The sequence below is a fragment of the Desulfuromonas acetoxidans DSM 684 genome (assembly GCF_000167355.1).
Classification (GTDB): Bacteria; Desulfobacterota; Desulfuromonadia; order Desulfuromonadales; family Desulfuromonadaceae; genus Desulfuromonas; species Desulfuromonas acetoxidans.
In genome coordinates, this window is sequence record NZ_AAEW02000037.1 from 1 (window position 1) to 15,387 (window position 15,387).

Here is a 15,387-nt window from a genome sequence, read left to right on the forward strand (position 1 = left end):
TGCTGACTTTTGGATTAGCGGCCTGCAAGGACTCCAACGATCAAGCCGCAGCTCCGGCTGAACCCGCCCCCCCTGCACATGGTGAGGCTGGACACGATCATGCAACTGACGCCGCCGCACAACAAATGTCAGGCAGCGTGCTCGAAACCATGAACACCGCTGGCTACACCTACATCAAAGTAAAAACCGACACCGAAGAGATCTGGGCAGCAGCGCCTGAATTCCCGGTCAAGGTTGGTGATAAAGTGGTTATCCCCCAAGGCATGGCCATGCCCAATTATCATAGCAATACACTGAACCGCGATTTTGACGTCGTTTACTTTGTCAGCAACGTGCTGGTTGCCGGTCAGGATGCTCCGCTCAATCCCGGCGAGGCCATGGGTGATGCTGCAGCTATGGGTCACCAAAAACCGATGACCGCGCCGATGGATATGGACTTCTCCGGTCTGACCAAGCCTGAAAATGGTTATACTGTTGCCGAGATCTATGCCCAGAAAGATGCCCTGGCCACCAAAGAGGTTGCAGTCCGCGCCAAAGTGGTTAAATTCAGCCCGAAGATCATGAAAACCAACTGGATCCACCTTCAGGATGGTAGCGGTGAAGCGGGCAGCAACGATCTGACCATCACCACCAGCAGCGAAGCTGCCGTTGGCGATACGGTTCTGGTCAAAGGGATTCTCGATCTGAATCAGGACTTTGGTTACGGTTACCAGTACGACCTGATCATCCAGGATGCCAAGGTCACCGTCGAATAAACCTCGACACAGAACCTGAATAAAAAAAGACGCCTGCGAGCTTTGTTCGCAGGCGTCTTTTTACGTTTATCACTCTGGCAACCGGTCAGGACTGCGGATAATCAACCAGCGTGCCGTCCGCAGCACGCAGGCGGGCATGATCGCCGAGACGCTGCACATAGTCAGGTGTCACCGGCACCTTGCCGTGTCCTCCGGGCAAGTCAACAATGTAGCTCGGCACAGCCAGCCCGGACAAAGGTCCGCGCAAATCATCCATGATGGCAATGCCATCCTCAAGACGGGTGCGAAAATGGCTGGTGCCGCAGGTCAAGTCCATCTGGTGCAGATAATAGGGGCGTATCTGCAGACGATACAAGGTATGAAACAGCTTAAACAACGTCTCGCTGTTGTCGTTGACACCTCGCAGCAATACGGTCTGGTTGGCCACGATCACCCCACTGCGCACCAGACGCTGGCAGGCTTCCACCGTGGCTTCAGTAATTTCACGCGGATGGTTGAAATGGGTCAGAAAATACACCGGCTGATAACGGCGCAACAACGCACACAACGCATCGGTGATCCGCTCGGGCATCACCACCGGAGCACGGCTGCCGATGCGCACCACCTGCAGATGGGGAATACGGCTGAGACGCGCCAGCACATCGTCAAGCAAACGGTCCGACATGGTCAGTGGATCACCGCCCGATAAAATCACTTCATTGACCTCAGGATGCTCGGCAATGTAATCGATCCCTTTTAGGATATCGCCCAAAGAAACGGACATGGACGAACAGCCCACCTTGCGCTTGCGGGTGCAGAACCGGCAATAACTGAAGCAACTGCCCGCTACCAGCAACAGCACCCGGTACGGATAACGATGCACCAGGTGAGGAACCGGCGACAACTGTTCCTCATTGAGGGGATCAACCAGTAGCGAGTCGTCGAGCAATTCACGCGGATCCGGAATCACCTGACAGCCCAACGGATCATCGGCCTGACGAATCAGTTCAAACTGATGGGGGGTAATGCGCATGGGATAGCGCTCGACCACCTGAGCAAGAGCGTGACTATCCAGACCAAAGCGTTGTGCAACCAGATCGGAACAAAGGATCGAATTTCGGGAACGTTCCTGCCACAACTCCATAAATTACTCCCGGCAGGATTGTTCAGACAAAAACAGATAAAGGGACATCCCCAGCAGCCCGGTGGCACGCAACAACGCGGCGGCAAGTGTCGACCACATTCCTGCGGTGCTGCCAAAACAGCCACAATCAATACTCAAGCCACGAATCATCGCGGAGAGCAGAGCCACAGCAAACATACTGTTGAGGACAATACTCAGCAGGGACGCTGCCCGCCACCAGCGTGGCAGCAACAAGGCGATGGCCACAACAATTTCCAGCGTCGGCAAAATACTGGCCAGCAACAGGTTACCCCAGTCGGGTAACAGTTGATAACGGCCAATCGCTTCAGCAAAGGCAGGAGCATCAACCAGCTTGTGACTGCCGGCATAAAAAAAGACCCCGGCAACGATCAGACGGACAAACAGGACAACGGGTTGCTTCATGGCATCCCCCGTTCTACAGCAAAACCACGTTGCTGCCAGTCGGCAAAGCCACCTTCATAGAGCATGATGGTGGTAAAACCGGCGCGAAACAGCTCTTCGCCGACCACAAAGGAATCATCACAGTGTTCACCGCTGCAATAGACCAGCACCTGCTCCTGCACCAGACAGCAATCAACCACGTTGGACAGAGCCCGACGATCACCACGGGGTACTGACAACGCGGCGGGTAGATGCCCTTCGACATAAGCCTCAACAGAACGGGCATCAACGATCAGATGATTTTGTTTCTGCCATTGCACCACCTGAACCGCATCAATCGGAATGGGCAGATACTCTCCCGCTTCCGGCGGTGTCAAACACGCCTCTTGCGTGCAGTTCTGCCAGTGCCGAATATTAATAATTAATCCTAAGACCACGGCCACGGCCACTAACAGGCAACATTGTCTGAACAATTTTTTCATGGCAGAACAACACCCGAACAGGTTTGAATGATGATAGGAGCCGGTGAGAATGGTAACAAACCCGCTGCGCCTTGACCACCCTATTCCTTTATGGTCACAGCGCTACGAGCATGGTATATTTTCATTTTGTCTTTATATCTGGAGGAGCCATGCAACATTTTGCCCTGACCATTATCGGCCGCGACCGCCCCGGGATCGTTTCCAGCACTGCTGAAATTCTCTACCAGCTTGGTTGCAATATTGCCGATTCGAGTAACAACATTCTCGGCGGTCAATTCGCCATGATTCTGATCATCTCGCATCCCACAATTACCGATCGCGATGAGATCGCTACCGCCTTTGCCCAACTGGAAGAACAAGGGTTGTCGGTCTTCGTTCGCACTTTAAAGCCCGGTGGCGAACAACGTCCCGAGTTGCCCGGCGAGCTGTGCATGATCTCGGTGTACGGTTCAGACAAGCCCGGCATCGTCTATCAGGTGACCAAGGTGCTCAGCGACAACAACATTAACATCATCGATCTTAACACCAAACTGGTCGGCACCTCGGAACGTCCCGTTTATGTGATGATGTGCGAAACTCTGCTGCCGGAAAATATGACAAGCGATGACATCAGAGACATCATGGCTGAACTGAAAAAACAACTCAGTGTCGACATCTCGGTGCGCACAGTGACACCCGTGGAGTTATAACATGGCAGTACGTGAGGTTCTGGTCTATCCCGACCCACGCTTGAAGGAAGTTTGTCGACCAGCTGAAGTTGGCCATGCCGACACTGCCGCATTGGTGCAGGATCTCATCGATACCATGTACGATTCCGGCCATTCGGTGGGTATTGCTGCACCGCAAATCGGCATATGCCAGCGTGTTGCCGTGGTCGATGTGTCCAACAGCAAGCTGGGGAAAAAGCACAATCATGGTCTGGTAACCATGGTCAATCCAACCATTATTGAATCCACCGGTAGTAAGGTGATGCGCGAAGGCTGCATGAGTGTGCCCGACTACACCGGCAACGTCGAGCGGGCACGGGAGATTGTCGTCCAATTTTATGATCAGGAAGGACAAGATCAGGTGATGCGCTGCAAAGGGTTTGAAGCGGTGGCCATTCAGCACGAACTCGACCACCTCGATGGCCTGCTGTTTCTCGACCGGGTGTCCAATCCCAAAGCCGATATTTTCAAACGCAAGCAATGACCATGAACCGCTTGCTGTGGTCCGCGATCCTTGCCCTGCTGTGGATGACGCAAAGTGCCGCTCTGGAACTGACCAACAGCCACGGAACGGTGCGCTTCAATCACGATGAGCACAAGATGTACGTGGAGTGCCAGACCTGCCATCACGCCAAAACGGAAAGCTGTCGGCGGTGTCATCCGAAAAACAATGCCTTTGGTCGCGCCAAGATTTTCCACATGCTGTGCCGCAGTTGTCATAAAAGTCGTCAGGCCGGACCGACGGAATGTCAGGGCTGTCATCAGCAAAAAGAGACCGCTGAAACGCTGGATTATTCGCGGCTGGGTGAATGAATTTCTCAGTAAGAAAAGGCTGACTCCTTAACGGGGGATCAGCCTTTTCTTCTTTACGGCGTTCCTGCCACTATCATCTGTTCTCGATGGTGGTACGACCATGACGTGGGCACCAGGATGAAACCCAGAAATCTTGACATTGACTTTAACCTTGAGCTTCAGTGGTTCGTCATTTGGAGCTAATCGCGCTAGCAAACTTCATCCGTTCGCAATATTAGTACGCACGTGACGTGGGCTTCCGCGCCCACACCTCGGGCCACATTTTGCGTCGACAAAAGTGGCGCAAAATCGACTCCCGATCATTGCTCCCTACGGGTTCCCTCACTTCAGTCGCTTACGCCGTGATGTCGGCAAAACTCGCTGACGCTCAAACAGGTTGCCGACGATCATCACAGCGACGCTCTTTGCGTTCGGCGCTGCTGAACGGGAGAGCTTGGCTGCTAAATAACAACCTCAGACAGGGTGGGCACTGCCCACCCGCTTTACACGTGCCACGGAAAAAATAGGGAGCGGCGTGAGCATGTTATCAACATTTTACGCCAAAAGTGATGCGTTGCATGATTTGCCGAGCTAAAGGGAGGCAAGCCGAACCTGTGAAGCATCACGGAAACAAACTCATTGTAAATTAATCCAGGTCCAGGAGGTGTTCACAGCCGGTTCTTGCATTCTTTTGAGCGGCCAGTCAAAAGTATGTCGGCTGCCGGGACGAAACCCGGCGACCTTGACTTTGACCTTGCTCTTCAGTGGTTCGTCTTTCAGAGCTGATCGCGCTGGCGAACTTCATCCGTTCGCGATGACGGCAAAACTCGCTGACGTTCATTGCGTTCGGTGCTGCTGAACGGGAGAGCTCGGGTGATAAATAACAGACTATGCAAGGGTGGGCACTGCCCACCCGTTTAATCGGTGCCACGGAAAAAATAGGGAGCGGCGTGAGCATGTTATCAACGTTTTACGCCAAAGATGATGAGTTGCACGATTTGCCGACCTAAAGGGCGGCGAGCCGAATCGGTGAAGTGTTACGGAAACAGACACAGTGTCGGTAACTCTAGGTTCAGGAGGTGTTCAAGCTGGCTTTTGCATACTTTTGAGCGGCCAGTCAAAAGTATGTCGGCTGCCGGGACGAAACCCGGCGACCTTGACTTTGACTTTTGCTGGTTCATCATTCGGAACTGATCGCACTGGCAAACACCATCCGTTCGCGATGGTGGTACCCATGTGACGCGGGCTGCCGGAACCAACCCCGGCGGTCTTGGTCTTGATATTCAGACTTTAGCCTTCCCCCCTGCCTTTTTGTTCCGTCACCGCCGACTGCTGACAGTTAATCGGCAACTCCACAAAGAAGGTACTGCCTTTGCCCAGGGCACTCTCCACCCAAACACGCCCCTGATGAGCGTTGACAATCTCCTGAACCAATGTCAGACCAAGGCCGAGCCCGCCTGGGATACGGCGATCACTGTCATCCACCCGATAGAAACGGTTGAAGATTTTTTCCTGATCCTGAGGCGGGATGCCGATCCCCTCATCCTTGATCCAGACAAACACATGCCCTTGACTGATGCGTAACGATGTGGTGACGGTTCCGCCATCCGGGGAGTACTTAACAGCATTGGACAGAATGTTCTTGAACACTTGCTGAAGTCGTTTGCTGTCGCCGGTAATTTTGGGAATATTACCGGGACTGTTGAACACCAGTTGGTGGTGTTCGGAAACCATGCGAAACAGATTGACGGTGTCCTGAAGCACCTCCTCCAGATCGACCGGACCGAACAGGTAGGGCACCAGCGATGACTGGAGTCGCTGCAGGTCAAGGAAGTCGTTCATCAATTCCTGAAGCCGTTCCATCTCTTTTTGAATTGTCACGAAATAGCTGCGGCGTTCCGCTGCCGTGGTTTCATTGTTCTGCATAAATTCGACAAACCCCATGATCGCAGTCAACGGGGTGCGGATTTCATGACTGACTGCGGCAACAGTTTCGCTCTTCAGTTTTTCGCTGCGCGTCTGTTCTGTGATGTCGTGTACCAGTTGCACGGCACCAAGCATCTCGCCTGCGTATATCAACGGTGTGATGGTGATGCGAAAATATGAGTTGGTCACGGCATCGTGATAAACCTGCTGGACCGCACTTTGTTCGGTAACGGCCTGTTCCAACAGCGGAGAGGGGGCACCAGCAACAGGCACCAAGTTTTTACGTTGTGAGCTGTTTTTCAGAGCCGAACCATAGCTATTACTGATGCGGCGTGCCGCCAGGTTCTGTTTGCGGATGTTGCCTTGTGGGTCAAGGATGGTGATGGCATCGGTGATCGATTCAAACGTAATCGACCACTCGTGTTCATTGGCGATCAGATCCTGCTCGGCCTGTTGCCGTTCTTCTATCTCCTGATGCAGGGAGCGGTTAATCTGTTCGAGTTCATCAGAATGGACCAGCACCTGCCGGGTCATGGGGCGCAGCATCACATACATGCCCAGACCGCCAAGCAGTGTCAGACCAATGGCAATGGCGATCACCGGTGCCAGTTTGATCCACAGGGTGTGGTAAAAACTGTTTTGATTAACCAGAGTGGTGAGGACCCAATCCATCTCGGTCAAGGGGGCATAGGTGACAATCCGCGGCTGATGGTCATCGTCAGAGTTGTATTCAAACAAACCGCTGCTCGAAGTCATGGAGTGAATCCATTTAGTCAACTGAGGACAACGGCGAATCTCTTTAAGTTCATCCCGGTCAAAACTGGCCGGTGCCAGCAGCAGTTCGACAGAAGGCTGGCGTTGCCACAAAAAGGTCGCGCCTTGCGTTCTTGCCAGGGTGCCGGAAAAAACCTGATCGGTCAGCGGTGGTGCAAACAGGAGAATGTCAGTGCCGAGCCAGTTGTTGTTTTTAACGATGGGGGTTTTCACCACCAGGAGAATCTGACCGTTAATTTCAACCGGTTTCAGATAAGGTTTTTCCGGGCTGGCCGACATGGGATGCGTGCGTAACGGTTGCGGAACCTGCACGCCGAACTGAGCGGCAATCTTGCCATCGCTGCACAGGCGGGTGAGGCCGACGGCTTCAGGGATAAACATCAGACCATCCGCCAGAAAATTTTCCGTGCTATGGCGTAAGTTGTTGAGGGGCAGGCTGCCCTCTTTGTACTCTTCGAGCAGATCACGGATGAAGCTGCGACTGGCCATCTGTTGTGCCAGGCTGATGGTTTTGACCAGATAGCTTTTGACAATCAGTTGTTTATTTTCAACCTGTTCAAGAAGATTGGCTTTCCAGTTTTCTTTAAGTATGCTGTATTGCGAAGCAACCGTCAGGCTGCCGATGGTGATGCAGATCAACAGCAGGCTCAAAACAACGTAAGCGATGAGACGTTTACGAAAATGGCTGGTGTCGAAGATTTGCATGAGCTCGTCCTGTTAATTGGGAATCCGCTAACTTTCAACCTAACATTTAATCGATAAAATGCAATAAAAAGATATTGGGGTGAGCTGTTTTTTGTTTTGTAATATTAGGAACTTATAAATGATAGTCGGTGAATTGCTGTTGCAATTGCGTCGAACGTCTCAATAAGGAGATCAAGAATGACACATTTTTCTGTACATACCGTGACATGTTGGGATGAGCCGGTTGATTGCCGTATTGTCGCCATGACGGAACAAGGCTGGTCGTCATTGCCGGTTGCCGAAGACACTCAAGAGGGGCGCCTTTTGCAACGGGCTCGCGAAGATGGTGAATTCGCAGCTAAAAAGGGGCAAACCCTGTTGCTACATTGTGGTTGTGACACCTCTCCCCGGCTGCTTGTGATCGGCCTGGGTGAGCAGCAAGCGTTATCGGTTGACATCTGGCGTCAGGCCGGCGCACTGGCTGTTTCCCAGTTACGCAAAAAGAAACTGTCACGCTACCTGTTTGAGTGTGACACCTTTGCCGCTGAAAGTATTGGCGACGTCGCTGATGCCCTGCTTGATGGTGTGATGCTGGAGGCTTATCGCTATACGCGTTATAAAAAGCCCGAAGAGACGGAGCCGCAAGAGATTGTCTGTATCCTTAGTGGTATTGATGAGGAGCTTCTTGGCGATGTGCAGGCTACCGTGGCTCAGCGTGAACAGATCAGTCGCGGAGTGTGGTTCGCCCGTGATCTGGTCAACGAGCCGAGCAATGTCAAAACACCAGATTATCTGGCTGAGCAAGCGTGGCAGATTGCCGGGCAAACCGGTATGAAATGCACGATTCTCGGTCCGGCAGAATTGAAACGGCAGGGTTTTGGCGCTTTGCTGGCTGTTGCGCAGGGCAGCATCTGCGAACCACGGCTGATCTGCCTCGATTACCGCGGTGGTAATGACGAGGATGCTCCGGTTGTTCTAGTCGGCAAGGGGGTTACTTTTGACAGTGGCGGCATCTCTCTTAAGCCCGGCGAGGGTATGGATATGATGAAGATGGACATGGCTGGTGGTGCAGCCGTGTTGGCCACGTTGTCAGTGGTTGCCCGTCTCAAGCTGCCAATCAATGTCGTTGGTGTTGTTCCGGCGGTTGAAAATATGCCGTCGGATCGGGCGACCCGTCCGGGAGATATTGTCACCTCGTTGTCGGGTAAAACCATTGAAATTCTCAATACCGATGCCGAAGGACGTTTGATCCTGGCCGATGCTTTGACCTGGGCGGCGCAATACAAGCCCGAAGTGATGATCGATCTGGCAACCTTGACCGGGGCATGCATTATTGCTCTCGGCCATCACAGTAGCGCTGTTGTCGGCAACGATGAACCGCTGATCGCCGCTCTGCGTGAGGCTGGAGATGCTGCAGGGCAGCCGATCTGGCCGCTGCCATTGTTTGACGGCTACCGCGAACAGATCAAGAGTCAGGTCGCGGATGTAAAGAATATCGGTGGGCGGCCAGCCGGAACGATCACCGCTGCGGCGTTCCTCAATCGGTTTACCGAAGAACAACGTTGGGCGCATCTGGATATTGCCGGAACCGCTTGGGAAGAGAAGGGGAAGCCGGGGCAGCCTGTTGGCGGTACCGGGGTTGGTGTGCGGGCGCTGGTGGAGTTTTTGAAGAAGCGCTGCGCCGAATAGACCTAAGATATTTTAGCCTGAGGATGAGGCTCTCACAAACGTCTATACTGAGTTTCGTGAGAGCCTTTATTTCATTCAGGCTAAGAGCAAGACCAGAGTCAAGGTCACCAGGATTCGTCCAAGGAGCTGACCATTCCAACTCAGGAACGACCTGCCAACAACCTAGCAATGCTCCCGCGTCTTATGGAACGTCACATCCGGCCATTGCTCAATGGTATGCTGCAACCGCCATTCGCTCGACGCCAGAAAAGACAGATTGCCTTCGGCATCCTTGGCCAACTGACTGCGATTCTGCTTCTCAAACTCTTCCATCTTTTTCTTGTCGTCACAGGTCACCCAGCGCGCTGTCGCATAATCGACACTTTCATATACAGCATCAACACTGTACTCGGCCTGCAGACGTGACATGATCACATCGAACTGCAATACACCGACGGCACCAAGGATATAATCACTGCCGAGCAGTGGCCGAAACAACTGCACTGCACCCTCTTCAGCCAACTGAATGAGTCCCTTATCAAGCTGTTTAGTCTTGAGGGGATTCTTCAAGCGAACACGACGAAAGTGTTCGGGAGCAAAGCTGGGAATACCGACAAATTTCAACGGTTCCTTGATGGTAAAGGTGTCACCGATCTTGATCGTCCCGTGGTTATGCACCCCGATAATATCCCCGGCATACGCCTCTTCAACGTGACTGCGGTCCTGAGCCATGAAGATGGTGGCATTGGCGATGGTCACATCTTTACCAATGCGGTGATGATGCAACTTCATGCCGCGCTTGAACTGACCGGAGCAGATGCGCATAAATGCGATGCGGTCGCGGTGAGCCGGGTCCATATTGGCTTGAATCTTAAACACAAAGCCGCTGAACTCCTCCTCATAGGGCGACACTTCACGGGTTGTTGTCTGGCGCGGGATCGGCGTTGGCGCCAGTTCAACAAACGCATCCAGCATCTCCTGCACACCGAAATTATTGATAGCACTGCCAAAAAAGACCGGCGTCTGATTCCCCTTGAGATAATCCTCCAGACTGAACGGGTTGGCCGCCCCTTCGAGCAGTTCAATATCTTCGCGCAATTCTTCCGCCTGACTGCCGAGCAGTTCATCCAGTTGCGGATCGTTGATATCATCAATAACAATCCCCTGGCTGACCCGCTCATTCTCCTGGGCCGAAAACAGGTGGAGCTGCTTTTTGTACAAGCTGTAAGTGCCTTTGAAGCGTTTGCCCATGCCGACGGGCCAGCTCAGTGGCGCACATTCAATCTGCAGAGTTTCTTCAATATCGCTGAGAATATCCAACGGTGCCAAACCCTCACGGTCAAGTTTGTTGACAAAGGTCAGGATCGGCGTATTACGCATCCGACACACTTCCATCAGCTTGCGCGTCTGTGTCTCAACCCCTTTGGCACTGTCGATCACCATCAACGCACTGTCCACGGCCGTTAAAACACGATAGGTATCCTCAGAGAAATCCTGGTGGCCGGGGGTATCGAGCAGATTGACTTCATAGTCGCGATAATTGAACTTCATTACCGATGAAGTAACGGAAATACCACGCTCCTGCTCCATGGCCATCCAGTCACTGGTGGCATGCCGCGACGCCTTACGTGCTTTGACGGCACCAGCCATCTGAATCGCCCCACCATAAAGCAGTAATTTTTCCGTCAATGTGGTCTTACCGGCATCAGGATGGCTGATAATGCCGAAGGTTCGCCGTTTATCCACTTCTTTCTGGTAATGTTTTTGCATAATTAAACCTTAAAATCGCCCGGATATTGTTTACAAGAGCAGAACGAATCAGTATTCTGAAATTGTCGTGTGAAATTCCGTGGCAAAATACCCCAACAACTGCAGAGGGTCAACTTTTTCACACCTTATTCATTGTTATGCACGCTTTACTGACAAAATCCAGGCATCAGCCTAGCTCATTAACACCTTATCCGAATGTTAATCTGGAGGGATTCAATGCTTAAATCGATGCGTATCGGCCGCAAGCTGTTGTTGTCGTTCATCTGCCTGCTCGTTCTGACCATGATTGTCGGCCGAGTCGGAAAATCAGGGATGGACACCATCAGCGTCAACATGGACCATGTGCAATCCGTTAACGACATCCTGACCCAATTCAATACCGCACGAATCCACGAGCAACGCTTCGCTTTAACCTCAGACAAGCAAGATGCCGAAACGTTACGCAGCGCTCTGGCGCAACTTAAAAACCAGGGCGTCGCCCTCAGTAACGAGCTGAAAGACAAAGAAGCCAAAAGCAAAGTCAGCCAAGCTCTGACCGATGCAGAGAGTTATTATACCGCATTCAACAATTACGCTCGCATCAGCGGCCTGCGCGAGCAGAGCATGGAACAGATGAAGGACAGTTCCAATGACGCCTTTAAAGAGATCAAGGGGCTAGAAACAGCTCTCAATGAGATCTTGGAAGACACCATCGCCTCGCGGGACCAATACGAAGACGAATATGACTATCAGGACGACTTGGCCTATGTGATGGAACAGCTCGGCTACACCCAGACCATCAGCCTGCTGTTCCTCAATGCACGTAAGTTTGAAAAAGAGCACATCATCTCTCTGGACGAAAAATTCCTTGAACGCGCCCGAAAGAGTATAAAAAACATGCTGATTCTTGCTCAGCGCCTTGAAGACAGTTTTGACGATGAAGACAACATCGCCATGACTCAGGAGGCGCGAGCACAGATTCTCAAATACCAGCAGAATTTCGAGAATCATGCCAACCAGATGACTGAGCAGCAACAACTCAACAAAGAGATGCACAACTCCGCTATGAATGCTCAGGAAGCATGCCTTGCAGCACTGAGCGCCATCAAGAAGGGCAGCGAGAAAAGCCTCTCTCAGGCCAATATCATTCTCATTTCCATCAGCGCTCTGGCCGTCATTATCGGCCTGATTCTAGCGATCCGCATTTCACGCGGCATCTCCATTCCGTTGACACGTACGGTTGAAATGCTCGACGCTCTCGAAAATGGCCACATCAACACTCGCCTCAACCTTGATCGCGGTGACGAGATCGGCCAACTGGCCAAAACCATGGATCGCTTTGCCGACAGCCTCAATACAGAAGTGGTTGAACCTCTCAACCGGCTGGCCTCCGGCAATCTTGATTTCGATGTTCACCCCCATGACGAGCGGGACCTGCTGCGCACCGCACTCAAAAAACTCGGTGACGACATGAACAACATCATGCTCGAAGTGCAGATGGCCGGCGAACAAATCAACTCCGGCTCCAGCCAGGTCTCTGACTCCAGTCAAGACCTGTCGCAGGGTGCCACCGAGCAAGCCAGCTCTCTCGAAGAGATCAGCAGTTCCCTGCAGGAGTTGTCAAGCCAGACCACCCATAACGCCGACTCAGCCAACGATGCCAGCAAGCTGACCGAACAGGTGCAGACAAACGCCGAACAGGGCCGCGATCAGATGGGGTCAATGAACAAGGCCATGGCTGACATCAACGAGGCCAGCCAGAACATCTCCAAAATCATCAAGGTAATCGACGAGATCGCCTTCCAGACTAACCTGCTTGCATTGAACGCCGCCGTAGAAGCAGCACGCGCCGGACAACACGGCAAAGGATTTGCCGTTGTCGCCGAAGAAGTGCGCAACCTGGCGGCTCGCAGTGCCAAGGCCGCTCAGGAGACAACAGAACTGATTGAAGGTTCAGTCGCCAAAGCCGAAGCCGGTGCCGAAATTGCCAAAAAGACTGCGGAGTCACTGGAGAAGATTGTCACCGGCGTCACCGAGGCCACGACTCTTGCATCTCAGATCGCCCGAGCCAGCACCGAGCAGGCCCAGGGAATTTCGCAGATCTCCATCGGCGTGTCGCAGATCGACGATGTGACCCAACAAAACACCGCCTGCGCCGAGGAAACAGCAGCAGCCGCTGAAGAGCTGCGCAGTCAAGCCGACACGCTGCAACATCTACTGAGCCGTTTTACTCTGCGTCAGGGCAGTGCACCCTCATTTGCCCTTAATGACGAAGCCTTTTCCATGCCGACTCAAACACCTGCAGCAAAAGTCCAGCCCGCGTTGGAGCAGCCGCCACAAGCAGAGCAACCACCGCAGCAACAACCCGCTGCGGCAGCGGCGACTATTGACATTGGGGACAACGATGAAGTCTGGGGCGGGGCCAGCACCAGTGGGCCGGTAAAAATAGCTCTTGATGATGACGAGTTCGGTAAATACTGATTGAGTCTTCATTTTTAAGATATGAAAAAGGCCCTGCTTTGGCAGGGCCTTTTTTGTTGCTCAGGATGAAGAGGAACTCCGTTCACATTGGCGGCAAAAACTCGCCAATGCTCAAACAGGTTGCCGACAACCATCGCGTTGACATTCATTGCGTTCGGTGCTGCTGAACGGGAGAGCTTGGGAACCAAATAACAGACTCAATTCCGAGTGAACTAATTCCAGAAGAAGCCCAGCCGGTTTTGCATAGTTTTGAGCGGCTTGTCAAAAGTATGTCGGCCGCCGAGACGAAGAACCTCGCGGCCTTGACGTTGATCTTGCTCTTCAGCTTATCTGCTTAAAGAGCCGCCAACACTTCAGCAGCCGTTTTGTTAGCATTGGCCACGCAATCATTGAGACCAATCCCCTCAAAAGCATTACCGGTCAAGTAGAACCCTTTGCAGGCGCTCAGTTCCTGACGAATCTGAGCAACCAGTGACGCATGACCGGACACATACTGGGGAATCGCCTGTTGATGACGGAATATCCGCACCATCTCCGGTGTCGCCTTGATACCCATGATTCGCTCAAGATCCGCCTGCACCAGCGCCAGCACCTGATCATCGGTCAAATCAATGGCTTGAGGCCGGGTTGCGCCGCCCATCATGGAACGCAGCAAAACTTTATCCTTCGGCGCTCGGTGCGGAAAGATGCTCGAATCCCACAAAGTACCGAGAACGGAGCAACCCTCTTTTTTCGGAATCAGATAGCCAAAGCCGTTCAGGTCACACTGCAGATCCGCGCGATTAAAACCAAAGCAGGCCACATTCATCGGCGCATAAGGAATTTGATTCAGCAGCTTGGCCGCTTCGCCATTCATCTTTTTCAGCATTCCAGACAACGCATGGGCGGGTGCCGCGCTGATTACCACATCGGCATCGAGCTGGCTGCCGTCACTGAGACCAAGAATATAATTATCAAAATATTCCATGCTCTCAACCGCCACCCCAAACCGCAACGTCGCACTCAGAGACTCCTGCAGGGCATCAGTCAACTCTTGAATGCCGCCATTGAATGAGGTCAGCACGCCACCGGGACCGGCAGCCGATGCCACCTGCTTACCGGCCTTGCGCTCCGCCTTTTTTTTGCGCGCCAGCTTGATCATCGCCTTGAGCAGACCGCCGTACTCCTGTTCCAACTGGGCAATACGCGGGAAACAGCTCTTCAGGCTCATGGTCTCCGGATCACCGGCAAAAATGCCTCCAGCCATGGGAGCAATCAGCTTGTCCAGAGCTTCAGCTCCAAGACGGCGACGACCAAATTCGGCCAGCGTCTCATCACGCTCATCCCTCTTGGCTGGCACAAACATCTCACCGGCCAGACGGAATTTACCCGGCCAACTGATCAGCTTGGAACCAAGAAACATCGGGCCGTTTTCCGGCAGACGATGGAGCATGTTGTCACTGAAAATAAATCGTTTGCGGGCATTGTCGTTGGAGCGCAGCAGTGTATCGTCAATGGCCAGCGCCTTACACAAATCGAGGGTGGCCGGCTTGTTATCGAGAAAACCATTCGGCCCCCATTCACACAGGTAACCCTCTTCTTGGCGGCTCCAGATTTTTCCGCCACTGCGCGGCTGCTTTTCGATCACGGTAATCTGCACATCGATATTTTGTGCTTGCGCCCCTTTTTCCAGGGCATAGGCTGTCGCCAGTCCGGAAACACCGGCTCCAATAATTGCCACTCGTGTCATGGATAAACGCTCCTTGTCATGCGCCAGATAAGATCATGTCTGCGGGTTAGGGTGAGTTCTCTGTGGAAAGAATGAGTCATAGAAAACGCCCCCTCTTTTCTACCGAAAGATCATA

The 15,387-nt window shown here is 52.9% G+C and carries 12 protein-coding genes; 6 read left to right on the top strand and 6 right to left on the bottom strand.

From position 1 onward, the window contains the following. Window positions 1-755: hypothetical protein (locus DACE_RS18375; RefSeq protein ID WP_050770057.1), on the top strand; the 755-nt coding region annotated here is incomplete at its 5' end. Between the two features lie 85 nt (window positions 756-840). Here the strand turns inward: DACE_RS18375 and DACE_RS16200 are convergent. From DACE_RS16200 to DACE_RS16210, 3 genes are read right to left on the bottom strand one after another with little or no spacing between them, the layout of a single operon-like run. After that, window positions 841-1,878 carry a KamA family radical SAM protein gene (locus DACE_RS16200; protein ID WP_006003103.1) on the bottom strand — a complete coding sequence of 346 codons (1,038 nt, stop codon included), beginning with the start codon at window positions 1,876-1,878 and terminating at the stop codon, window positions 841-843. Between the two features lie 3 nt (window positions 1,879-1,881). Continuing rightward, a complete protein-coding gene (locus tag DACE_RS16205) occupies window positions 1,882-2,301 on the bottom strand; it encodes a MauE/DoxX family redox-associated membrane protein (RefSeq protein WP_006003105.1) in 420 nt (139 codons plus the stop codon). After that, on the bottom strand, window positions 2,298-2,762 hold the full coding sequence (locus tag DACE_RS16210) for a rhodanese-like domain-containing protein (protein WP_006003107.1): 465 nt from the start codon (window positions 2,760-2,762) through the stop codon (window positions 2,298-2,300). The genes DACE_RS16205 and DACE_RS16210 overlap by 4 nt, the downstream gene beginning before the upstream one ends. 149 nt (window positions 2,763-2,911) lie before the next feature. On the opposite strand from DACE_RS16210, the gene DACE_RS16215 reads away from it, so the two are divergent. From DACE_RS16215 to DACE_RS16225, 3 genes are read left to right on the top strand one after another with little or no spacing between them, the layout of a single operon-like run. Beyond that, window positions 2,912-3,451 (top strand): glycine cleavage system transcriptional repressor, encoded by a 540-nt coding sequence (locus DACE_RS16215; protein ID WP_006003109.1) that lies wholly within the window; start codon window positions 2,912-2,914, stop codon window positions 3,449-3,451. Window position 3,452: 1 nt separating this feature from the next. Beyond that, window positions 3,453-3,953 (top strand): peptide deformylase, encoded by a 501-nt coding sequence (def, locus tag DACE_RS16220; protein WP_006003111.1) that lies wholly within the window; start codon window positions 3,453-3,455, stop codon window positions 3,951-3,953. A gap of 2 nt (window positions 3,954-3,955) precedes the next feature. Continuing rightward, complete coding sequence (locus DACE_RS16225) at window positions 3,956-4,282, top strand: cytochrome c3 family protein (RefSeq protein ID WP_040367875.1); 327 nt, start codon at window positions 3,956-3,958, stop codon at window positions 4,280-4,282. A 1,269-nt stretch (window positions 4,283-5,551) separates the two neighbouring features. Here the strand turns inward: DACE_RS16225 and DACE_RS17670 are convergent. Then, a complete protein-coding gene (locus DACE_RS17670; protein WP_006003115.1) occupies window positions 5,552-7,666 on the bottom strand; it encodes a sensor histidine kinase in 2,115 nt (704 codons plus the stop codon). A gap of 177 nt (window positions 7,667-7,843) precedes the next feature. Here DACE_RS17670 and DACE_RS16235 point away from each other — a divergent pair, with 177 nt between their 5' ends. Beyond that, window positions 7,844-9,334, top strand: coding sequence for a leucyl aminopeptidase (locus DACE_RS16235; protein ID WP_006003117.1), 1,491 nt, complete (start codon window positions 7,844-7,846; stop codon window positions 9,332-9,334). 162 nt (window positions 9,335-9,496) lie between these two features. On the opposite strand, the gene DACE_RS16240 is transcribed toward DACE_RS16235, so the two are convergent. After that, window positions 9,497-11,083 (bottom strand): peptide chain release factor 3, encoded by a 1,587-nt coding sequence (locus tag DACE_RS16240; protein ID WP_006003119.1) that lies wholly within the window; start codon window positions 11,081-11,083, stop codon window positions 9,497-9,499. 216 nt (window positions 11,084-11,299) lie between these two features. Between DACE_RS16240 and DACE_RS16245 the strand changes: the two genes are divergently transcribed. Next, the gene (locus DACE_RS16245) at window positions 11,300-13,543 is read left to right on the top strand and encodes a HAMP domain-containing methyl-accepting chemotaxis protein (protein WP_006003121.1); all 2,244 of its coding nucleotides are present in this window, start codon (window positions 11,300-11,302) and stop codon (window positions 13,541-13,543) included. Between the two features lie 334 nt (window positions 13,544-13,877). Here DACE_RS16245 and hemG read toward each other — a convergent pair whose 3' ends face one another. Next, on the bottom strand, window positions 13,878-15,272 hold the full coding sequence (hemG, locus tag DACE_RS16250) for a protoporphyrinogen oxidase (protein WP_006003123.1): 1,395 nt from the start codon (window positions 15,270-15,272) through the stop codon (window positions 13,878-13,880). Window positions 15,273-15,387 lie beyond the last annotated feature (115 nt).